This is a genomic window from Chitinophaga sp. CF118, from assembly GCF_900112615.1.
Taxonomy (GTDB): domain Bacteria; phylum Bacteroidota; class Bacteroidia; order Chitinophagales; family Chitinophagaceae; genus Chitinophaga.
This window is the reverse complement of the sequence record NZ_FOMK01000002.1, coordinates 427,210-451,118: the sequence shown is the minus strand read 5'-3', so window position 1 is coordinate 451,118 and position 23,909 is coordinate 427,210. Positions and strand designations below refer to the sequence as shown.

Annotated in this window: 17 protein-coding genes; 15 read left to right on the top strand and 2 right to left on the bottom strand. The window is 43.0% G+C overall.

What is annotated here, in order from left to right:
* Nucleotides 1–190: 190 nt before the first annotated feature.
* The 8 genes from BM176_RS10125 to BM176_RS10090 all read left to right on the top strand — a co-directional run bounded on the left by BM176_RS10125 (nucleotide 191) and on the right by BM176_RS10090 (nucleotide 14,550).
* On the top strand, nucleotides 191–3,145 hold the full coding sequence (locus BM176_RS10125) for a SusC/RagA family TonB-linked outer membrane protein (RefSeq protein WP_090102433.1): 2,955 nt from the start codon (nucleotides 191–193) through the stop codon (nucleotides 3,143–3,145).
* An 18-nt stretch (nucleotides 3,146–3,163) separates the two neighbouring features.
* A complete protein-coding gene (locus tag BM176_RS10120; RefSeq protein ID WP_090102431.1) occupies nucleotides 3,164–4,801 on the top strand; it encodes a RagB/SusD family nutrient uptake outer membrane protein in 1,638 nt (545 codons plus the stop codon).
* 10 nt (nucleotides 4,802–4,811) lie between these two features.
* On the top strand, nucleotides 4,812–6,992 hold the full coding sequence (locus BM176_RS10115) for a glycosyl hydrolase family 28 protein (RefSeq protein ID WP_090102429.1): 2,181 nt from the start codon (nucleotides 4,812–4,814) through the stop codon (nucleotides 6,990–6,992).
* A gap of 11 nt (nucleotides 6,993–7,003) precedes the next feature.
* Nucleotides 7,004–8,902 carry a DUF4350 domain-containing protein gene (locus tag BM176_RS10110; RefSeq protein WP_090103349.1) on the top strand — a complete coding sequence of 633 codons (1,899 nt, stop codon included), beginning with the start codon at nucleotides 7,004–7,006 and terminating at the stop codon, nucleotides 8,900–8,902.
* 231 nt (nucleotides 8,903–9,133) lie between these two features.
* Nucleotides 9,134–10,618, top strand: coding sequence for a tagaturonate reductase (locus tag BM176_RS10105; protein ID WP_090102427.1), 1,485 nt, complete (start codon nucleotides 9,134–9,136; stop codon nucleotides 10,616–10,618).
* Between the two features lie 10 nt (nucleotides 10,619–10,628).
* Complete coding sequence (locus tag BM176_RS10100) at nucleotides 10,629–12,284, top strand: UxaA family hydrolase (protein WP_090102425.1); 1,656 nt, start codon at nucleotides 10,629–10,631, stop codon at nucleotides 12,282–12,284.
* Nucleotides 12,285–12,315: 31 nt separating this feature from the next.
* On the top strand, nucleotides 12,316–13,716 hold the full coding sequence (gene uxaC / locus BM176_RS10095; RefSeq protein WP_090102423.1) for a glucuronate isomerase: 1,401 nt from the start codon (nucleotides 12,316–12,318) through the stop codon (nucleotides 13,714–13,716).
* A 201-nt stretch (nucleotides 13,717–13,917) separates the two neighbouring features.
* The gene (locus tag BM176_RS10090) at nucleotides 13,918–14,550 is read left to right on the top strand and encodes a sterol desaturase family protein (RefSeq protein ID WP_090102421.1); all 633 of its coding nucleotides are present in this window, start codon (nucleotides 13,918–13,920) and stop codon (nucleotides 14,548–14,550) included.
* 78 nt (nucleotides 14,551–14,628) lie between these two features.
* Here BM176_RS10090 and BM176_RS10085 read toward each other — a convergent pair whose 3' ends face one another.
* Nucleotides 14,629–15,645, bottom strand: coding sequence for an alkene reductase (locus BM176_RS10085; RefSeq protein ID WP_090102419.1), 1,017 nt, complete (start codon nucleotides 15,643–15,645; stop codon nucleotides 14,629–14,631).
* Between the two features lie 58 nt (nucleotides 15,646–15,703).
* Nucleotides 15,704–16,276 (bottom strand): TetR/AcrR family transcriptional regulator, encoded by a 573-nt coding sequence (locus BM176_RS10080; RefSeq protein ID WP_090102418.1) that lies wholly within the window; start codon nucleotides 16,274–16,276, stop codon nucleotides 15,704–15,706.
* Between the two features lie 296 nt (nucleotides 16,277–16,572).
* Between BM176_RS10080 and BM176_RS10075 the strand changes: the two genes are divergently transcribed.
* From BM176_RS10075 to BM176_RS10045, 7 genes are all read left to right on the top strand, one after another.
* A complete protein-coding gene (locus BM176_RS10075; protein ID WP_090103347.1) occupies nucleotides 16,573–17,145 on the top strand; it encodes a DUF4142 domain-containing protein in 573 nt (190 codons plus the stop codon).
* Nucleotides 17,146–17,318: 173 nt separating this feature from the next.
* Nucleotides 17,319–18,689, top strand: a complete 1,371-nt coding sequence (locus BM176_RS10070) for an exonuclease domain-containing protein (RefSeq protein WP_090102417.1) — start codon at nucleotides 17,319–17,321, stop codon at nucleotides 18,687–18,689.
* A 131-nt stretch (nucleotides 18,690–18,820) separates the two neighbouring features.
* The gene (locus BM176_RS10065; protein WP_090102415.1) at nucleotides 18,821–19,750 is read left to right on the top strand and encodes a phosphoribosylaminoimidazolesuccinocarboxamide synthase; all 930 of its coding nucleotides are present in this window, start codon (nucleotides 18,821–18,823) and stop codon (nucleotides 19,748–19,750) included.
* Between the two features lie 222 nt (nucleotides 19,751–19,972).
* Nucleotides 19,973–21,769, top strand: coding sequence for an ABC transporter ATP-binding protein (locus BM176_RS10060; RefSeq protein ID WP_090102414.1), 1,797 nt, complete (start codon nucleotides 19,973–19,975; stop codon nucleotides 21,767–21,769).
* A gap of 158 nt (nucleotides 21,770–21,927) precedes the next feature.
* Nucleotides 21,928–22,374 carry a DUF3276 family protein gene (locus BM176_RS10055; protein WP_090102412.1) on the top strand — a complete coding sequence of 149 codons (447 nt, stop codon included), beginning with the start codon at nucleotides 21,928–21,930 and terminating at the stop codon, nucleotides 22,372–22,374.
* A gap of 120 nt (nucleotides 22,375–22,494) precedes the next feature.
* Nucleotides 22,495–23,094 carry a hypothetical protein gene (locus BM176_RS10050; protein ID WP_090102410.1) on the top strand — a complete coding sequence of 200 codons (600 nt, stop codon included), beginning with the start codon at nucleotides 22,495–22,497 and terminating at the stop codon, nucleotides 23,092–23,094.
* A gap of 158 nt (nucleotides 23,095–23,252) precedes the next feature.
* Nucleotides 23,253–23,861 (top strand): outer membrane beta-barrel protein, encoded by a 609-nt coding sequence (locus tag BM176_RS10045; RefSeq protein WP_090102407.1) that lies wholly within the window; start codon nucleotides 23,253–23,255, stop codon nucleotides 23,859–23,861.
* Nucleotides 23,862–23,909: the final 48 nt, after the last annotated feature.

Here is a 23,909-nt window from a genome sequence, read left to right as displayed (position 1 = left end):
AAATAAATCCCTCTAATCCTTTCGCTATTAATGAATATAGCTGTAGAATTGTTTTCGGGGGATCATGGTTTGATTTACTGATACAAGCTTTGTCTGTACTATAACAATAACGTTTAAAGATATACGCAAACAACGGCAAACATTCCACTCCTCTTATCCCATAGAAATACAACATATAACACGTTACGTTATGAAAAAATTGCTGATGATTTATTGGCTATTGATAGGCAGTGCCGGTTGGGCATTGGCTCAAAGCCATGTAGTAAAAGGAAAAGTAACTGACGCCTCCACCGGCGACCCTCTGGTGATGGTAAATGTTCAGTTAAAAGGTACAACCACCGGTACCCGCACAGATGCTTCCGGGAATTTCTCACTCTCTGTACCTTCCGATAAAGGAGAACTCGTATTTACTTACCTGGGATATCAGGCCGTTATACAAAGTATCAACGACAACCTGGTAGTGAAAATGGAAAAGGATAACAAACAACTGGATGAGGTGGTTGTGATTGGTTATGGTGAAGTGAAAAAACGCGACCTCACTGGTGCTGTGGTGTCAGTGAAAGGTGAAGAACTGAAGAAAGTGCCTTCTACGAATGTGATGGAATCCGTACAAGGGAAATTGCCCGGTGTGGATATCACAAAAAGCAGTGGTGCTGCTGGTGCCAAAATCAATGTTACTGTAAGAGGAAACCGCTCTATCCGTGCAGACAACGGACCACTGTATATTGTTGATGGAGTGCAATACGAAAATATTCAGGACATCAGCCCTAATGATATCCAGTCGATGGAGGTATTGAAAGATGCTTCTTCTACGGCTATTTACGGGTCAAGGGGTGCGAATGGTGTAATTATCATTACAACGAAGAAAGGCGTTGCAGGGAAGCCCAGAGTAAGCGTAAATAGCTATGTGGGTATTTCCCAGGTGGCAGGCTATCCTGCTATGGATACCGGTCCGCAATATGTGGCACTGAAAAGAGAAGCTAACCGTACTACCGGCCGCTGGAAAACTGAAGCAGATGATCCTTTGATCTTTAACGCTTCCGAGGTAGCCGCTATTAAGAATAACCTGTGGACCAACTACGCTGACCTGCTGATCCATGACGGATTACAACAGGATTACCAGGTAGGCGTTGCCGGAGGTTCCGAAAAAACAAAAGTGTACCTTTCACTGGATTATTTCGACGAAAAAGGATTGTTCAAACTGGATCAGCTGAAACGCTATTCCGGCCGCCTGAATATAGATCAGGTAGTAAACAGTGTACTGAAAGTGGGAATGCAAAGCCAGATTACATACTACGATCAGAATACCCGTCCTGATCCGCTGAATCAGGCAAATAAGATCGTGCCACTGAACCTTCCCTATGATTCTGCCGGAAAACTGATCATGTTCCCGAACAGTGGATCGATGATCAACCCGCTGGCAGATGAACAGCCGAACGCTTATCAGAATAATACCCACGTTACCCGCACCTTTTTAAATGCTTATATAGAGCTGACTCCTTTAAAAGGATTGTCTTTCCGCTCTAATTTTGGTGTAACACTGGATAACTCCCGGACAGGGATCTTCGCTTCCAAAAATTCAATAGGACGCTCTACGGCCTCTACTTCCAGATCCCAGTATAATACTGGTAGCAAACGCTATATCAGTTGGGAGAACGTACTGAGTTACCAGAAAAGCATCGGTAATCACTCCTTTGGAGCAACAGCCGTTGCCAGCTTGCTATCCGATAAACGCGATTCGAGTTTTCTGCAGGGAGAAGGACAATTACTTCCTTCCCAGCTTTATTACGCACTGGCTAATAACGTGAGTGGTATTGCTGTCCGCACCAGCTACCTGGAAAGTAAATTAATCTCCTTTACTGGTCGTTTGAATTATAACTATAAAGGAAAATACCTGTTATCACTCACCGGTCGTTCTGATGGTTCTTCAAAACTGGCCCCAGGAAATAAATGGGCTTTCTTCCCATCAGTAGCAGGAGCATGGCGGATAGGTGATGAGGAGTTTATGCATAAGCAACATTTCTTCAGTGATCTGAAACTCCGCGCCAGCTATGGTATAGCCGGTAATGATGCGATATCACCTTATTCCACCGCAAGTTACCTCAGTAAAATACCTTTCTCTTACGATGATATAAATTCAGCATTGGCTTATGGCATCGGTACACAGATAGGTAATAAAAACCTGAAATGGGAATTGTCTGCAACTACAGATGTAGGTATTGATTTCAGCATCCTGAACCAGCGTATTGGTGTGACTGCCGACTACTACGATACACATACAAAAGATCTGTTACTGCAAAGAACCCTGCCTACTTCTTCCGGTGTGGGAACAGTGATCCAGAACATTGGTAAAACACGGAACCGCGGGATAGAAATTGGACTGAATACCACCAATGTCAACAGCCATGGTTTTACCTGGACCTCCAACATCGTTTTCTCTAAAAACAAAGAAGAGATCGTTGCACTGGCAGATGCAAATACCAACGATGTGGCAAATGGATGGTTCATTGGTTCCCCGGTGAAAGTATTCTACGATTATCAGAAAGTAGGAATATGGCAGACAAAAGAGGCCGACCTGGCAACGAAATATGGCTATAAACCAGGAGATATAAAAGTGAAAGACCAGGGTACTGCTGATGGTGTACTGAATTCACAGGACCGCGTTATATTGGGAACACAGGTGCCTACATGGAGTGGTGGTTTGAACAATGATTTCAGGTATCACAATTTTGATCTGAATATTTATGTGTTTGCAAGAATCGGACAATGGATCAACTCTGAGTATGCTGCCAAATATGATCCGCAGGGCCTGGAAAACAGTGCTCCTGTAAATTACTGGACTCCGGAAAGGGAAACAAACGATTATCCAAGACCCAATGCCAGCGTATCCAAAGATGGTACTCCCTTTATCAAAACATTAGGTTATAAAGATGGTTCATTCGTTAAGATCAGGAATATTTCATTGGGATATACATTGCCTTCATCAATACTGAAACGCAGTCACCTGAGTAATCTGAGGGTATATGTTACAGGCAAGAACCTGTTTACTTTCAGTAAGGTGAAAGATTATGATCCTGAAAGAGGTGGTGATCTTAGCAGTCCGCTTACTAAAATGTATGTGGCAGGTTTGAATGTAGAATTCTAAACAATCAACAGACAACAAATGAAACATTATATTATTCTGTTACTAAGTATTGCCTTACTCGCATCTTGTAACAAACAACTGGACGAATACAATCCCGGAGGCTTAACTACCGATCAGGTATTCAGTACTCCCGATGGTTTTGAAACACTGGTGAATGCCGCTTACTCCTACAACCGCTGGTGGTATGGAAAAGAAGAAGGATACAGTATCTCAGAAATGGGAACCGACCTGTGGACAAATGGTACCGGTGATAAATATATAGACCTGACAACCTATTATAATCTGCAGGCAAGCAATGCAGTAATGAGTAGCCTGTGGAAACAATTATATGCAGCAGTAAACCTGTGTAATACCGGCATTGGCAGAATAGATAAAGCTGGTTTTACTGATGATAAAAGAGTAATGCGCGATGCAGAACTGCATTTCCTGCGTGCCTTTTATTACTGGCATATCGTAGAAATGTGGGGTGGTGTACATTTCACTGTTACAGAAACCTCCGGTGTGGAAACTACCGCCAACCGTACACCGGTAGATACTTTTTATGCCCAGATTTTCCGCGACCTGGAAGTGGCAGTGAATAACCTGCCGGTAACTACTGCCGATTATGGAAGAACTACAAAACCCGTGGCACAAGCTTTTCTTGCAAGGATGTGCCTGACCCGCGGACTAAATGCAAGGGCTGCCGTACTGGCCGATTCTGTGATCAATAATTATGGCTTTGCACTCCAGGCAAAATATGCAGACCTGTGGAGTATGAGTAACCTTCAAAACAAAGAAGTGGTATGGGCCGTTAACTATATGAAGAATCTCGTGTTCGACGACAGAACAGATGCTTCCTTATATCCTGCTGGTCACCCCCGTGGTGCTCATAATGGCCACCTGATGTTTGGTATGAAGTATGATGACTTACCAGGTATGCAGCGTGATGTGGCAAATGGTCGTCCTTTTAACCGCTATATGCCAACATTATTCATGCTGAACCTGTTTAATGAAAAGGCCGATAGTCGGTATGCCGCTTCCTTTAAACAGGTTTGGTACTGTAATTACATAAAAACAGCACCAGCGGGTATGAAACTAGGGGATACTGCTGTCGTTTGTACTAAGTATATTGTGTCCAATGCGGATACCGCCGGCAAAAAATACAGGGTGTATGACCGTAACATCTGCTACAATCCGGATGGAGGAGGGAAAGATCGTACACACTATGTTTCCCTGCAGAAGTTTGATGATCCTACCCGTGCTGCCGTGGGTGAGGAAGAAAGTGCCCGGGATGCATTTATAATAAGATTAGCAGAAATGTACCTGATAGCTGCAGAAGCACAGTTTAATCTGGGCAACTCGCCTAAAGCTGCTGAGTATATCAATGCAATCCGTAAGCGGGCGGCTATTCCGGGTCATGAGGCAGAAATGGTTATTACTGATGCAAACATTTCACTGGACTTTATCCTGGATGAAAGAGCCCGGGAACTGGCAGGAGAACAACTCCGCTGGTTTGATCTGAAACGTACAGGAAAACTGCAAAGCCGTATTAGTGCTGATAATCCGGATGCTGCAAAGAATTTCCAGTCTTATCATTCATTAAGGCCAATTCCACAGGATCAGATAGATGCCGTTACCAATAAAACCGTATTCACGCAGAACCCAAGTTATCAATAACAGTCCGATTATGAGGTATTACTTACTGGCATTATTATTTCCGTTGATTAGCTGGATACAATCAGAACCATTGCCCAGGATCTTTATGATAGGAGATTCCACAATGGCAGATAAACCCCTGGCAGATAACCCCGAAAGAGGCTGGGGACAGCTATTCCCACAGTTCTTTCAACCGGGTGTGATTGTGAAAAATTACGCTGTGAATGGACGCAGTACCAAAAGTTTTATTGACGAACATCGCTGGGATAGTGTACTGGCGCAATTAAAACAGGGCGACTGGGTACTGATCCAGTTTGGACATAATGATTCCAAAAAGGAAGACACTACACGTTTTGCGGCACCACATGGTGCCTATAAAGATAACCTGATCCGTTTTGTAAAAGAGGCCCGTGCAAAAGGTGCTACGCCAGTGCTGATAACACCGGTAATGCGCCGAAAGTTCGATAGCACAGGTGCCTTTGTGGATCAGCATGGAGACTATCCGGGTGTTGTAAAAGAAGTGGCTAATGAATATAAAGTATCCCTGATAGATTTACATAAGAGCAGCGAAACACTGATTGTACAGCATGGCGAACATGGTTCAGAGAAACTGTTCAAGACTACACCTGCTGGTCATTATAAAACATTACCCAACGGTGTTGTTGATAATACACATTTCAATACCTATGGCGCTACAATGGTCGCCGGACTGGTAGCTGCCGAGATCAGGAGTAAACATATTGGCCTGGAAAAATATCTGAAAACACTGCCGTTTGAAGGGAAGTACCGTTTCGATCTTCCTGAGATCTACGAGCCGCATTTCAAAAGAGATACTATCAGTATCAGTGCCTACGGTGCAAAAGCAGATGGTATTACACTGAACAGCAAAAGCATCAATGCGGCTATCGATGCCTGTAGCAGCAATGGGGGAGGAGTGGTAATGATTCCTTCCGGCTTATGGCTTACAGGCCCTGTTGTATTGAAAAGTAATGTGAATCTGTACCTGGCACCGAATGCTATCTTACAGTTCACTAAAGACTTCAATCAGTACCCATTGGTAGAAACTACTTACGAAGGACTGAAAGCAATGCGTTGCCAGGCGCCCCTTTCTGCTGTTAATGCAGAAAACATAGCCATTACCGGAAAAGGGATTTTAGATGGTGGTGGTGATGCGTGGCGTGCTGTGAAAAAAGATAAACTGACGGAAACGCAATGGAGTAGGTTGCTTGCGTCAGGTGGTATTGAAGGAGAAGATCATAAAACATGGTACCCTTCTGCCAAATCATTAAAAGGTTCAAATACAAAGCTGGCCGGTGTATTGGCAGCCGGGAAATCAGCAGCAGATTACGATGATATAAAGGACTTCCTTCGTCCGAACATGATAAGTATCTCCTCCTGCAAAAATGTATTGCTGGAAGGCGTAACTTTTCAGAACTCACCTGCATGGTGTATTCACCCGCTGTTGTGTGAGCATATTACATTGAGGAACGTATACGCTAAAAACCCCTGGTATGCACAGAATGGCGATGGTCTTGATCTGGAGTCATGCCGGTATGCCCGCATTGAAGGTTGTACTTTTGATGTAGGTGATGATGGTATCTGCATCAAATCCGGCCGCGATGAAGAAGGCCGTAAACGTGGTGTACCTACAGAAGATGTGATCGTGGATAATTGTACAGTATACCATGCACATGGTGGGTTTGTAATAGGTAGCGAAATGTCTGGCGGAGCGCGGAATATCTATGTATCCAATTGCTCTTTCCTGGGAACAGATATAGGGCTGCGTTTTAAAACTACCCGTGGAAGAGGTGGTATTGTAGAAAAGATTTACGTGAATAATATCAATATGGAGGATATACCAGCAGAGGCTATCCTGTTTGATATGTACTATATGGCAAAAGATCCGGTAGTACTGGTTGGTGATAAACGCGAAACACCAAAGGTACAATTGCTGCCGGTAACGGATGCAACACCGCGATTCCGTGATTTTCATATCAGTAACGTGGTGTGTAATGGAGCTGCAAAAGCACTATTCATCAGAGGATTGCCGGAAATGCCTATCAGCGATATTTTCATAGAAGATATTGTAATAAAATCAGATAAGGCGGGAGATGTTATTGCTGCAAATAATATCAATTTAAGCCGTATTAAATTAGTAACTTCTGATAATGGTAAGATTAATGTGCAGGATAGCAAAGGCGTGAAACAATAAAAAATATGAATATGCAGAGAAAAAGGACGACGACATTGTTTTTCCTATTATTTGTTACGGGAACTACTTTTGCGCAATCTGCACAGATGGCTGTGACAATGATGCGTTTATGGAAGGATTCTTTACAGTTGGCCGGGAGGCCTGCCCACTGGACTTACGACCAGGGCGTGGTACTGGAAGGATTTGCCGGTTTATGGAAAAATACAGGTGATGGGAAATATTTCCGTTACATCCAGAAGGGGATGGATCATTATGTAGATAAAGCAGGAAACATAGCAACTTACAAACAGGAAGATTTTAATATCGATAATGTCAAGAACGGGCGTTCATTGCTATTGTTATACAAAGTAACAAACGATGAAAAGTATCACCTGGCAGCAACCCGCTTACGTGATCAGTTGCGTGCACATCCTCGCACTAATGATGGAGGTTTCTGGCATAAAAAGAGATATCCTTACCAGATGTGGCTGGATGGCCTGTATATGGCAGAGCCGTTCTATGCAGAATATGCAGCGCTTTTTCATGAAGATGCGGCCTTCAATGATATTACCCGCCAGTTTGTACTGATGGAACAACATTCCCGCGATAGTAAGACCGGCCTGCTGTATCATGGATGGGATGAATCAAAACAGCAACGCTGGGCGGATAAAACCACCGGTCGTTCTCCTAATTTCTGGGGTCGTGCAATGGGATGGTATGGAATGGCGCTGGTAGATGCGCTGGAATACTATCCGGAAAATCATCCCGGCAGAGATAGTTTATTGCAGATCCTGAACCGCATGGCAGTGGCTGTTAAGCAATACCAGGATCCAGCTTCGGGCTGTTGGTACCAGGTGCTGGATAAAGCAAAGGAGAAAGGGAACTACCTGGAAGCCTCAGCTTCCTGCATGTTTGTATACGCACTTGCAAAAGGGGTGAGACTGGGGTATCTCCCGGCAACTTATCTGCCCGTTGCACAGAAAGGCTATAAAGGGATTACAACGCAGTTTGTGAAAACTGCACCTGAAGGTGGCGTGAACCTGGAAGGTACCGTGAGCGTGGCAGGACTAGGTGGTGATCCATATCGTGATGGCAGCTATGCCTATTACCTGAGTGAAAAGGTTGTACAGAACGATCCGAAAGGAGTAGGGGCTTATATGATGGCCGCCAATGAAATGGACATAGCAGCGATACCGAAGACAGGCAAAGGACTAACCATCAGCATAGATAATTACTTTAATAATGAATGGAGAAAAGATGCCGGTGGACGTCAGTCTTCCTGGCATTATGTGTGGAACGAAGATGACAACGGTGGGTATTCTCTGTGGGGGCATATCTTTCAAAACAAAGGAGTAAAGACTAATCTGTTATCACAGGCGCCTACAGCTGCAAGTCTTGCACATACAAATATCTACCTCATGGTAGATCCTGATACAGAGAAGGAAACAGCCCAGCCTAATTATATGGATGCAGCTCATGCAGAAGAGATCTATAACTGGGTAAAAAAAGGAGGGGTGCTGGTGATTATGCAGAATGACTCAGGAAATGCTGAAATAAAGCGTTTTAACACGCTTACAGAGCGGTTTGGTATACACTTCAATGAAGATAGTAAAAACCACGTAATAGCTACCCAATTTGAGCAGGGAGCAGTATATCTTCCGGCAGGTAATGCAGTATTTCCCAATACGAAGAAAATCTACATTAAAGAGATCTCAACCATTAATGTGAAAGCACCGGCAACGGCACTGTTTACCCATAAGGGTGATGTGATCATGGCAGTAGCTAAAGTAGGGAAGGGAACTGTGTTTGCGGTGGGCGATCCCTGGTTCTATAATGAATACCTGGATGGACGCCGTTTAACGCCGGATTTTGAAAACTACCAGGCAGCCACTGATCTGGCTTCATGGCTGATCAAACAGGCGAAACATTAACTACGTTTCTTGTTTATGGCAAAACATATTTATACTTCATCATTTGACTTCGTTAGGAGTCACATGCTTGTAGTATAACAACCCGGACTTAGTCAGGAGTTTTTTGTTCATGACAAAACATGTTTATACTTCATCATTTGATTTCGTTAGAAGTCCCATGCTTGTGGTAAAATGTAAACAAAACAGATTTGACTCCGTTTTAGGAGCCCCTGTTTATTTAAAAATCGGGATATGCAATTGAGTAAAAATGCGCTAAGCATTATTAACGAAAGGAACAATCTGCAATTGCCAGCCATTGCCCATCTGGAATTGCCGGAGAAGGTATTACAATTTGGCACTGGTGTATTGTTACGCGGGTTACCGGACTACTTTATAGATAAAGCTAATAAGGCAGGAATCTTTAACGGCCGTGTAGTAATCGTAAAATCTACTGATAAAGGAGGAACGGATGCTTTTGTAACACAGCAGAATCTGTATACACAATGTGTACAGGGAATAGCGCAGGGACAAAAGGTGGAAGAATATATTGTGAACGCAGCTATCAGCCGGGTAATATCCGCAGCTACGCAATGGGAGGCTATCCTGGCATGTGCAGAGAATCCGGCTATGGAGATCATTATTTCCAATACAACCGAAGTAGGTATTACTTTGACCGACGATGATGTGAAAGCAACACCACCTGCCAGCTTCCCATGCAAATTGCTGGCTTTTCTGCTTCGCAGGTACGGGTATTTCAAGGGAGATATCAGCAAAGGAATGGTGATTATTCCTACAGAATTAATCCCTGATAATGGAAAGAAGTTGAAAGCTATTGTGCTGGAACTTGCCAGCAGGAATCACCTGGGAAAGGATTTTATCAACTGGCTGGAGAAGGCGAATCACTTCTGCAGCTCACTGGTAGACCGTATTGTACCCGGAGCTTTGCCCGCAGCAGCACATGCAGCGGTGGAAAAGGAACTGGGTTATAAAGATGAACTGATGATCATGTCTGAAGTGTATAGTCTCTGGGCTATTGAAGCAGATGATCCGAAAGTAAATGAGATACTTTCTTTTGCAAAGGCCGATAGCGGAGTGGTGATTGCACCGGATATCAATGTATTCCGTGAATTGAAACTCAGGCTACTGAATGGCACACATACCCTTTCGTGCGGACTGGCAATACTGGCTGGCATTGATACGGTAAAATCTGCAATGGATAATGCTGCTATGGAAGCATTTATCAGTACTCTTATGAAGTCTGAAATAATACCGGCCATAACGGATATGCATATTCGTGAGGATGCGGCACTTCGCTTTGCCGGTAATGTACTGGACCGGTTCCGGAATCCTTACATAGAGCATCGCTGGGAGAGTATTACAGTGCAGTACACCTCAAAAATGAGAATGAGAGTGGTCCCTTTTCTGCAGAAACATTATCAGCGTTCGCAGGAAGTACCCGCACTTACCGCACTGGGCTTTGCCGCGTACATGCAATACATAGCGACCGCACAGGCGAAACTGACAGACGATGCAGCTAATGCCGCATCTATCAGGAAGTGGCAGTCTCAGTTGGATTCTCCATCATTACTGGAAGTACTGTCCGACGTAACTCTGTGGGGTATTGATCTCACCGGCTTAAAAGGGTTTGCGCATGCTGTTGGCATTATGGTAGGAGCATTGATTAATGAGGGAGCGGAGGATCTGATTAAGCGTGTATCAGGAGAATTAACATATTAAAATTGATGGGATGAAAAGAAAGGTTTTGAAAGTCCATCCACAGGATAATGTAGTAGTTGCATTAACAGATCTCAAAAAAGGAGACAAGGTGGAAGAGAATGGTGAGATTTATACATTACAGGAAGATATTCCTGCCAAGCATAAATTCACTGAAACGGCATTAAATACTGGCGACGCTATTACGATGTATGGCGTACTGGTAGGTCGTGCAAAAGAACCATTGTCTGCAGGTGTGAGAATTACAGTCGGCAATGTGAAACATGCAGCCAGTGATTTCAAGCTGGCGGAACAGCGTAAAACCAACTGGCATCAACCGGATGTAAGCCAGTGGATGGAACGTACTTTCCAGGGTTATCACCGCGCGGATGGAAGTGTGGGTACCGGTAATTACTGGCTGGTGATCCCGCTGGTATTCTGTGAGAACAGGAATATTGAAGTACTGCGGGAAGCGCTGGTAGAAGAGCTGGGATATGGCCGTCCTAAAAAATATGCTGCCTTTGCGCGGCAACTGGCAGAACAATACAGGAATGGTGCAGATGCAGGCAGCATTTTAGAAACAGTGTATACTGAGAAAGAAAACGGACTGTTGCATACCCGCCTTTTTGAAAATGTAGATGGTGTTAAATTCCTGACACATGAAGGAGGCTGTGGTGGTATTCGTCAGGATGCACAAACACTATGCGGGTTACTGGCAGGGTATATCACTCATGCAAATGTAGCAGGAGCAACGGTGTTAAGTCTGGGATGCCAGAATGCACAGGCAGCCATGTTACAGGAAGAAATTCAGAAGCGTTCTCCCAACTTCAGCAAGCCGTTGTTTATACTCGATCAGCAGCAGATAGGTACTGAACAGGAACTGATCTCTACTGCTGTAAAACAGACCTTTACCGGTTTGATGGAGGCCAATAAAATTACGCGGCAGCCAGCACCGCTGAGTAAATTATGTATAGGGCTGGAATGTGGAGGCTCAGATGGTTTCTCCGGCATTTCCGCTAACCCGGCTATTGGGTATACCTCTGATCTGCTGGTAGCATTGGGGGGCAGTGTGATACTGTCAGAGTTCCCCGAATTATGTGGTGTAGAGCAGGAGTTAAGTGACCGTTGTGTAAAAGATACGGATGCGCTTCGTTTTATAGATCTGATGCGTACTTATCAGCGCAGGGCCGAAGAAGCTGGTTCCGGTTTTGATATGAATCCTTCTCCGGGCAATATCAAGGATGGGCTGATCACGGATGCTATAAAATCTGCCGGGGCTGCTAAAAAAGGAGGCACTTCACCGGTAGTAGCTGTACTGGATTATCCGCAGAAAGTAACACAGCCCGGACTCAATCTGTTATGTACACCGGGCAATGATGTGGAATCGACTACCGCTGAGGTAGGATCGGGCGCCAGCATTGTGTTGTTCACAACAGGACTGGGTACCCCTACAGGAAATCCCGTAGCGCCGGTATTGAAAGTATCCAGCAGCACAAAGTTGTATAACAAAATGCCAGACATTATTGATATTAACACAGGTACTATCATTGATGGAGAAGAATCCATACAGCAGGCAGGTGAACGTATCCTCGATTACGTGATACAGGTAGCCAGCGGTATTGTACCAGCTAAATCAGTCCTCAATGGCCAGGATGATTTCATTCCATGGAAAAGAGGTGTGTCTTTATAAACTTACTACTAACAGCAAACTGATACTAATAATGAAGAAGTTCCTGGATGAAAATTTCCTCCTGAACACAGCAACGGCTCAACGTTTATATCATACATACGCGAAGGAGATGCCGATCATAGATTATCATTGTCATCTTCCCCCTGCACAAATTGCCGCTGATACCAGATTCGAGAATATTACACAGGCATGGTTATATGGTGACCACTATAAATGGCGGGCCATGCGAACGAACGGAGTACATGAAAGTTATTGTACAGGTAGTAAAAGTGATTGGGAGAAGTTTGAAAAATGGGCGGCTACTGTTCCCTATACTTTGCGTAATCCACTTTATCACTGGACTCATCTGGAACTACAGCGATATTTCAATGTGAATGAAATCCTTAACCCATCATCCGCAGAAAAAATATTTAATACCTGTAATGAGCAGCTGCAGTCGCCCGCCTACAGCACCCGTAATCTGCTGAAAAAAATGAATGTAGCGGTGGTATGTACTACGGATGATCCCGCAGATACACTTGAATATCATCAGCAGTTAAAAAAAGAAGGTTTTGAAATACCTATCCTGCCGGCCTTTCGTCCAGATCAATCCATGAATGTAGAAGATCCTGTTAAATACAATCAGTATATACAAAAGCTGGAACAGGCAGCAAACCTTTCTATCAGCACTTATCAGCATTTACTGGATGCGTTGAAGAACAGGCATGAATTTTTTGCATCTATGGGATGCACTGTTTCCGATCATGGGATTGAGGAGATTTATGCCGATGATTTTACCGATGCTGAAATAGCTGCCATTTTCCTGAAAATAAGAGGGGGTAATACTTTGTCGTTGGCTGAAACGCGTCAGTTCAAATCTGCGTTATTATTACAATTGGCGGAATGGGATTGGGAAAAAGGATGGGTACAGCAATACCATCTTGGTGCATTACGTAACAATAATTCCCGCATGATGCGTTTATTGGGCCCCGATACTGGCTGGGATTCCATTGGAGATTTTTCCCAGGCACGTGCATTGGCAAAGTTCCTGGACCGGCTGGACAGTCAGGATAAACTGGCTAAAACCATCCTCTATAATCTTAATCCCGGTGATAATGAATTACTTGCAACCATGATTGGTAATTTCAATGATGGGTCTATTGCCGGTAAAGTACAGTTTGGCTCTGCCTGGTGGTTCCTGGATCAGAAAGATGGCATGGTAAAACAGCTGAATGCGTTATCCAATATGGGATTATTGAGCCGTTTCGTAGGGATGTTGACGGATTCCCGTAGTTTCATTTCCTTTCCCCGTCATGAATATTTCCGTCGTATTGTATGTGAATTATTCGGACAGGAGATAGAACAGGGAGAGTTGCCCAATGATATTGAATGGGTAGGAAAAGTGGTTCAGGATATTTGTTATAATAATGCAAAACAATACTTTAACTGGTAGTTATATAACAGAAGCTGTTAGTTTTTTAACAGCTTCTGTTGTTATATACCTAATATGGGAGGTCCTTTCTACAGAACTTATACAGAATAGATGAGTTGGTATATAATTTGCGCAAATGATTAGTTAACTTTAGTGTACTTAACTGAAGTTTGCGGGATAAGAAAACACCAGCTTGGAAAGAATGAATAAAAATAAGTAGACATGGCTAAAAATTATGTTTCTAATTCGTCCGAGTCGGTTCGGATGTTTAAAAATGGGTTATTAGAAGGGGTTTCGAAGGTTCATTTTACAGTGCCTCTTTATATTTATGTGCCTGTAATATGCTATTTCATTTATCAATCTTTTTCGGAAGGCATTAGCGTGCCAGGTTTTATGGGTTACCTGGCTTTTGGACTGATTTTATGGACGGCCACCGAATACGTGCTGCACAGGTTCATTTTCCATTACATACCCAAACCGAAATGGGCTTTAAGGTTACATTTTATTTTTCATGGTGTACATCACGACTATCCCAGAGACAAAAAGAGGCTGGTGATGCCACCTTCAGTCAGTATACCCCTTGCTGTTGGTTTTTATTTCCTGTTTGCCAGGCTTATTAGCTGGAAAGCTGGTTTATATGCTTTCTTTCCTGGTTTTCTGATCGGGTACTTAATTTATGATATGCTTCATTATGCAATGCATCATTATAATTTTAAGAGTGGTATTATGAAAAAGATAAAACAGCATCATATGCTACATCACTACCAGGATGCAACAAAAGGCTTTGGGGTAAGTTCTTCACTGTGGGATAAGGTGTTGCATTCGGATTTCAGCAATGATCTGGGTAAAGAATAAAATCATTAAAGGGTGCCTCAATTACTTTTGGCACCCTTTTGTTGTTTATAATGATCGGCTTTGTAATGAGCCTACGTTTTAATTGAAGCAAGATTCCATTTTCCCCTCTTCTTTCATTACTCCGGGAGCCGTAGTACAAGGATTGTCAAAGGCCACCAGGTCGGCAAGCCCACTTTGCACGGTATGTTCTGCACGCACAGCATCAAAATTGCCATTCAATATCAGCATGCCACGAAAGCGGGCTCTGATACCGGCCAGTAACATTGCAGGTATTTCAGGTTCACCACCAAGACCATCCACAAGATGGATATAAGACAGTGAATAGATATCCAATGCATCAGCTAAGTATTCATATGTTGCATCTATTTCGCTGTGGTATTGCAGATCATTGACCTGGCTATAAGGTGATAAACGGATACCTGTTTTATCTCTGCCAATCGCATCACTTACAGCAGCCACTACTTCCAGTATAAAGCGTACCCTGTTAGAGATACTGCCACCATATTTATCAGTTCGTTTATTTACCGATGGGTGCAGGAACTGGTCCATGAGATACCCATTTGCCGCGTGTAATTCTACCCCATCGAAACCGGCAGCAATGGCTTGTGTAGCCGCTTTTACGTATTGTTTCACCATTTGCTCCACTTCTTTGGTGGTCATAGCCCGGGGAGTAGGATGGGGCTGCCATCCATGAGTATCTGTCCATATTTCTCCTTTTGCCATAATTGCAGAAGGGGCCAGTACTTCTGTTTTCGCAGGCATGTTAGCCGGGTGTGATATCCGTCCGGTATGCATGAGTTGTAAGAAGATCCTGCCATCTTTTGCATGTACGGCATTGGTTACACGTTTCCATCCTGCTATCTGTTCTTTGCTGTAAATACCCGGCATGTGAGCATGTCCCATTCCATTTTCAGAAGGGCCCGAACCTTCCGCAATGATCAATCCTGCGCCTGCCCGCTGGCTGTAATATTCAACCATAGCATCATTAGGAATACCTCCGGGAGTGCGGCGTTTGGTCATTGTAGGAGACATCACTACCTTATTTGAAAGGGCATATTTGCCTATAGTTGCTGACGATAATAAAGTTGGATACATAATAATTGGTAGTGTTTATTACAGAACGATCGTTCTGAAAATGGTGCAAAAAAAAAGACTATTGGCGGATACTTTTTAAGATATGCTCTACCAGTTTATCCAGCATACGTTTATCGTTAAAAAGCACATCCATCATCCATAAAGAACTAAAGCTGGCGTAAAGGAACTGGGCGAGGGTGGCAGGTTCTTTATCTGCCGGTATTTCTTCCAGTTGCTGTGCTTTTTCCAGTAATTCCTGCAGGATAGAGATACTCTGTTTTGCCTGTTGCTGAATCATCTGATGGATGCCTTCATCCACGGAAGCCAGTTCGAAGGAAGTTTTTACCATCAGGCAGGTCATTCCTTCCCTGCGGTTTTCCAGCGTTTTCCGCATAATGTGTTCTACAGCAGCGAGTGGGGAACCTTTTTGGCAGCATTGTTTGAAATCGATCAGCTTGTTTTTTGCATAGTTTTCAAGGCATTGCTGGAAAAGGGCATACTTGTCACCGTAAGTATCGTATATGCTGGCCCGGTTGAGTTGCATTCCATCTACGAGGTCTTGCATAGACGTAGCATTGTAGCCCTTCTCTAAGAAGAGGTCCTGTGCTTTTTCCAGCTTTTCCTGCGGATCGAATGCTTTGTTCCTTGCCATGGTGCAAATGTATTATTTCAGAATGGATGTTCCAAAAATATTTTAGAATGAGCGTTCTGTAATTGTGGGGTAGCCTGGGGAAAGTGATCCACAAGAATACGCAGCGCATTGATAATCATTACTGTAGAGGTGGATGTTAAAGCCGCCATGACATAGGATATGTCTGTTCAGGATTGCCGGTTGGCTATGGTGGTCCCTTATTTGCAAACGGTACAACATTCAGTAGTACCTATCTGTTATATTATTACAATATAACAGGTGCTGCTGTTCTAATTGTTAAACCAAAAAAAGTATATATGAAAAAGGTTTCTTTCTTAGCCACAGCACTGATGGCAACATGGATGTTACAATCATGTGGTGGTGGTAATACGGATAGTAAACATAAAGACAGTGTAGACAGTGCAAAGGCCATGAATAAAGAAATGGCTCCTGTTGACAAAGAATCTTCCGACTTCGCAGTAAAAGCAGCAGACGGTAGTATGCTGGAAGTCGCACTAGGTAAACTGGCCCAGGAAAAGGCAGTGAGCCAGCGTGTGAAAAATTTTGGAGCAATGATGGAAAGAGATCATTCCAAAGTGGACTATGACTTAAAAGGCATTGCGGCAAATAAAGGCATTGCGCTACCAGACAGTGTAGGTACTGATTTTGCGAAGCATATCGAAGACATGCGTAAAAAGACAGGAAAAGAGTTTGATAAATCATATATGGATATGATGGAGAGTGATCATAAAGATGATATTGATATGTTTGAAAAAGCAGCAGATAAACTGAGTGATCCGGACCTGAGAACATTTGCTTCCAACACATTGCCTGTACTGAGAGCACACCGGGATTCCGCGAAGGCGATTCATGAAGCCGTAAAGAAATAATAATCAGCTATCACTGATTTGAAATAAGTAGTTGTTAGTCTTTGGGAGTATTGGAAATGTTGAGTTCGGGAATGTCTCTCCCGGGGGCTAGCAACTCTTTTTTAGAGCGTTCATGCCTAAAGTGTATTTCCTCATGCTATCATTCTTTATATTTGTTAGCTGAGGAGAGAGTTATGTACGCTATTGTTGATATAGAAACTACTGGTGGTCACGCTGGAGCCAACGGTATAACGGAAATAGCCATTTTTATATACGACGGACAGACCATTGTACAGCAATATGAAACGCTGATCAATCCTGGTGTGCCCATTCCCCGTTATATACAATCGCTTACCGGTATTACAGATGAAATGACTGCCACCGCTCCCGCTTTTGAAGAAGTGGCGTGGGAAGTTTACAACCTGTTACATGATAAGATTTTCGTGGCCCACAATGTTAATTTCGACTACTCCTTCATCCAGCATCATTTATTACAGGCAGGGTATGAATTGCGAAGTAAAAAGCTGTGTACTGTACGGCTGGGACGAAAAATAGTACCTGGTTTACCTTCTTACAGTCTGGGTAATCTTTGCCGTTCACTGAAGATTCCGGTGGAACAGCGGCATCGTGCTGCAGGAGATGCAGCAGCTACCGTACGTTTGTTTGAACTGCTGCTGCGGCAGGATACCAAAAAAGCGATTGCGGATGCATTGAATACGAAATCCAAAGAACAATTCTTACCTCCGAACCTTCCGCCGGAACAGGTAATAAACCTGCCGGTTTCTCCCGGTGTCTATTATTTCCATGATCAGAAAGGGAAAGTAGTCTACGTAGGCAAAGCAAAAAATATAAAGAAGCGGGTAAACAGCCATTTCACCGGAAATAATTCCGGCAAGCAACGGCAGGAGTTTTTAAGGAACATTTATAGCATTACCTGTGAGGTGACAGGGACTGAGCTGATGGCTATTATTCTTGAAAGCGTGGAAATTAAGCGGCTATGGCCGGTATATAACCGGTCGCAGAAAAGTGTGGAGTTCAAATATGGGTTCTATTCTTTTGAAGACCAGGAGGGATATCTGCGGTTGGTAATTGAGAAGAAGCGTAAGTTTACTACTCCATTGCATTCCTTTCCTTTGCTGGTACAGGGGCATCAGATGCTGCGCGGCCTGATCCGGGAGTTTGAATTATGTCCGCGGCTGTGTTTTTTACAGAAGGGTGTTGGGCGTTGTGCGCCTATTCCGGATCATACGTGCAGGGGAGCCTGTGATAAACAGGAAAGACCTGACAGCTATAATCTTAGGGTAAAAGCGGCTATCAACCACATGCATCATCAGCAACCTTCCTTTATAATTATGGATGAAGGCCGGGAACCGGAGGAGCAGAGTTGCATCCTGATGGAGAAAGGACGCTTTTACGGGATGGGTTATATTCCCCGGGATACTGCAATAACAGAGGGTAATATGGTAAAAGAGTGGCTGACGCAATACCCCGAAAACGAATATATATTAAATGTCATCCATCAGTTTGCCGATGGTAACTCTGGCAGGCTACTTCAATTTTCTTAGAGATAATCTGCAATAATTAAGTTAACCTAAAGTATTTTTGCGAACCTGAATGCATAGCCGGTTGTTGATATTACTGTCAACGTCCTGTGAATGAGGGGATTCATCATTAATTTTTTAATAGGTAATTATTCATGTTAGAGCCAAATTTTAAGTTTCCCAAGCAAACAGCTTTTTATAAGGGGAAAGTCCGGGATGTATACACTATTGAGGATAAACTGATGGTAATGGTTGTAAGTGACCGTATATCAGCATTTGACGTGGTATTACCCCGTCCTATTCCTTACAAAGGCCAGGTATTGAACCAGGTAGCCGCTATTATGCTAGATGCTACCAAAGATATCGTACCTAACTGGGTGAAGGCTGTACCATTGCCCAGTGTTACCATTGGTGTGAAATGCGAAACTTTCCCTGTGGAAATGGTAGTACGTGGTAATCTTACCGGTCATGCCTGGAGAACATACAAGAGTGGCAAACGCGAACTGTGTGGTGTAACAATGCCGGAAGGAATGAAAGAGAATGATTTCTTCCCGTCTCCTATCATTACACCTACTACAAAAGCGCATGAAGGTCATGATGAAGATATTTCCCGCGAAGAGATCATTGCCCAGGGGCTGGTGAGTAAAGAAGATTATGAACAGCTGGAAAAATATACGCTGGCTTTATTTGAGCGTGGTAAGGAACTGGCTAAAAAGCGTGGATTGATCCTCGTGGATACCAAATACGAATTTGGTAAAGCAGGTGATACCATTGTTGTGATCGATGAGATCCATACACCGGATTCTTCCCGTTTCTTCTATGCTGAAGGATACGAAGAAAAACAGAAAGCCGGCGAAGCCCAGAAACAGCTCAGTAAGGAGTTTGTAAGGGAGTGGCTGATGGAGAATGGTTTCCAGGGTAAAGACGGACAAAAGGTGCCTGAAATGACTGATGCATTCATTAAGAGTGTAAGTGAGCGTTACATTGAGCTGTTCGAAAATATCACCGGTCAGAAATTTGTGAAGGAAGATGTATCTGCAGCAGATGCTGAGAAAAAGATCATTGAAACGTTGAATACGTTGTAATTATATCCGGACTGACCAATAAACTGTTAGCCGTTTCCTGTTATAGCCGGTATGCTATCTATAGCGGGCAAACATTCAGGGCTGTAATCTTTCTGCTACTGTAACGGGCCAACATCAGAAGTTATAAACTTTCTGATCACTGTAATATGTTACTATAGCAGGCGAACATCCTCAGAAACCTATTACAAACAGTTTTTTGGTCAGTCCTTTTTAAAAGAAGAGATGAAACACCTTGCCGCACTTAATAAGTATTTTATAAAATATAAATGGAGGTTTTTGCTTGGAGTGATCTGTACAATAGTCTCTATTATCTTCAGTGTATTCCAGCCTATCATGGTACGGCAGATCTTCGATTTGCTGGCACAGAATATTGACAATTACCGTTTGATTAGTGATACTGGTATTAAAGGGGCGTTCAGATCAGATTTTACCAAAGTCCTGGCCTTTTATGGCATTGTAATCCTGCTGTTTGCTTTACTAAGCGGGTTTTTCCTTTACCTGCAGCGTCAATCGCTGATAGTAATGAGCCGCTATATTGAATATGACCTCAAGAACGAAATTTACCAGCATTATCAGATGCTGGATCTCAACTTTTTTAAGATGCATCGTACCGGCGACCTGATGAGCCGGATCACAGAAGATGTATCCCGCGTACGCATGTACGTTGGTCCTGCTATTATGTATGCCACCCGAACAGTTTTTATGTTGGTGATAGTGGTGTATCTGATGATAGATGTGAATCCTTTACTGACTTTATATACACTGTCGCCCCTTCCTTTTCTGGCACTCACTATTTATTATGTGAACCATATTATTAACCGGAAGAGTGAGCGGATCCAGGCACAGTTATCCAATCTGACTTCTATAGCACAGGAATCCTATTCAGGAATCCGGGTGATCAAATCATATGTACAGGAAGAAGCCAGTATCCGGCATTTTGAACTGGAGAGCGAATCTTACAAGCAAAGTTCTGTGAGCCTCGCAAAAACGGATGCCCTGTTTCAGCCCAGTATGGCGCTAATGATAGGATTAAGTGTTGTGCTTACTATTTTTATCGGGGGGATCCAGGTGATCCACGGCAATATCACGGTTGGGAATCTTGCGGAATTTGTGATTTATGTAAATATGCTCATGTTCCCGTTTTTTTCTATTGGTATGGTGGCTTCAATGATCCAGCGCGCAGCAGCCAGTCAGCAGCGGATCAATGAGTTTTTGCAGATTAAGCCTGCTATATCGAATAATCCGGAAGCTACAGCTGTTACCCTGAAAGGGCAGATTGAGTTTAAGAATGTTTCCTTTACCTATCCACATACAGGGATTCAGGCCATCCAGCATTTTAATCTGACGGTAAAGCCGGGCGAGAAAGTGGCTGTTATTGGCCGTACAGGTTCAGGGAAATCCACACTTGCGCAGTTACTGATAAGGATGTACGATCCCCAGGAAGGAGAGGTATTGATGGATAACAAGGATATACGTCATATCCGGCTGGATAGCCTGCGTAGCCAGATCAGTTATGTACCACAGGATGTATTCCTTTTTTCTGACAGTATTACCAACAATATCCGTTTCGGTACGCCGGAAGCGAATGTAGAAACGGTGAAGGCAGCAGCGAGACAGGCATCTATCGAAAAAGACATCCTGGGTTTCTCAGAAGGATTTGATACGATGATAGGGGAGCGTGGAGTTACACTCAGCGGTGGTCAGAAACAGCGGATCTCTATTGCCCGGGGATTGATCAAAGATCCTAACCTGTTGGTATTTGACGACTGCCTTTCCGCGGTAGATGCCCGGACAGAGAAGGAGATTATTGGTAACCTTTACGCTTATCTGAGAGATAAGACTGCAATCATTATTACGCACCGGATTTTTGCCCTTTTTGACTTTGACAAAATTATTGTGCTGGACGAAGGGAAAATTGTTGAAACAGGTACCCATGAAGAATTATTATCATTAAATGGCTATTATGCCGACTTATATGCCCGCCAGCAATCGGGAGAAGAGGAACATATAATAGAATAATAATCAAACCCTTATATATGCCTGGAAACCAGTGCCTAAAGGCATCTTCTATGATTTTTCAAAATCATTTAAAATTATTTTGATATTTGTAAAACAATAGTATATTTGTTCCTTATTGGAAAAGGATTTGATTCGTTAACAACTTAAATCTAACAACTGTGGCGTACGAAAATACCAATCAACCGGAAAGAAATAATGATAGTATCTTTTCGAAGCGATTGAAAGCGGGCAAAAGAAGAACGTACTTCTTTGATGTTAAGACCACTCGGGGAAATGATTACTTTTTAACCATTACAGAGAGCAAAAAACGCTTCAACGATAATGGTTATGACAGACACAAAGTGTTCCTGTACAAAGAGGATTTCAACAAGTTCCTGAATGCTTTAACAGAAACTATCAACTACGTGAAAACTGAGTTGATGCCTGACTTCGATTTTGATGCCTACAACCACGACTATGTACGTGATGATGAAGACGGCGAAGTTAGTGAAGTTGCTGCTGAAAGCGCTACTGAATCAGTATCAGTGGCAGCATCAGTATCAGTTGAAACTGCTACACCTGTTGCATCTGTTTCTTCTCATAGCGATGATGTGGACAAATGGTAATTGACAATATTTGATTTAATGATATCAGGAACCTCCGGATTTTTCCGGAGGTTTTTTTGTGTTTGTTAGCAGAGGAATTATTATCTTGTTTATCAATTAAGCCTATATTCCCGAACTTTCATGAAAAGACTATTACTGTTTGTAGCAACCTGTATTATATCTGTAAATGCATCTTCCCAAAGCTTTCACCATGGCCTGGGAATAAGTATTTTTTTTGATAATATGGTCCCCGATAAAATCACCAGTATTGCTGCTATTACTTATAGTCCAGGATTCAACTTTCATGAAACTGAAAAGATGTCTGTTTCTCTGGGTATTCCATTGAGTATTGGGTTCATGGGAGATGGCAATAATGCTTATGATGAAACCACTGAGGAAGATGAAGTTGCAGCAGGCGATATCAATGGCTTTACACTGGATGTTCCTTTGATGGTGAACCTTAACCTGGGCGCAGGTTCTTCGAGGATGAGCAAGGGTAACATCGGAGGATTTATTGGTGCTGGTTATACGTATCATTATTCTTCATCCAGGGATTATACAAAGGATAGTATTGAAAAATCCATCGGAGGCACCTCTTTTGGTCTGACAGTAAATGGAGGTATACGGATGGGTATCGGAGACGGACCTATTAAAAATATAGAATTAAGGTTATCTTATTATAAGGGCAGAAACCGGACAAGGCTGGGCATGTTTGGGATGGGAGCTATATTCAACTTCTAAGTTTGATAATTATTACATTTACTTCTGTATAACCAACATGCTGCTGCAAAACATTTTCGTGTAGCCGGATTTATTATTTACATATTGAAATTAAGCATCCGGTAATTCAGTATATTTGCCCCGTTTTATCAGCATTATTCACCCCTATACAAATTTTAATGAAAAAACTTTTACTGTTTGTCGCAGCATGTGTTGCCTCTGCGAGTGCATTTTCCCAAAGTTTTCAACATGGTGTTGGCCTTGGTATTTACATCGATAAGATGGAGGATATTGAAGATCCAAGAGCCAATTTCGCTTTTACCTACAATCCAAGAATTAATTTTTTAGAAACTGAATCAATGTCCGTTTCCGTAGGAGTTCCTTTGACCATTGGTTTTTCCGGTAGTTATAATGCCAGCTATAGTTCAACTGGTGATAATTATGAGGAGAACACACTCGGTTACATGATCAATGCTCCGCTGATGTTGAATTTAAACCTGGGTGGCGGTTCTTCAAAGAAGTGTGAAAAACGTTTCGGTGGATTTATTGGTGGTGGTTATGGTTATTATTTAACTAATAAGACCAATTCTTACACTTATGATGAGTACTATAATGAAACAGTAAAAGAGGTAGGTGGTAGTACAATGGGCCCCGCTGCGAATGCTGGTGTTCGTTTTGGTGTTGGTCGTCATCGCAGAAAGAGTGTAGAAGTAAGGATGTCTTACTATAGAGGTATGACTAATTACAAGATTAACGTGTTTGGTGTAAATGCGGCATTCAACTTTTAATTATAAGGATTAAAAAGTTCCGGGGAGTTTCCTGTTAAGGAGGCTCCC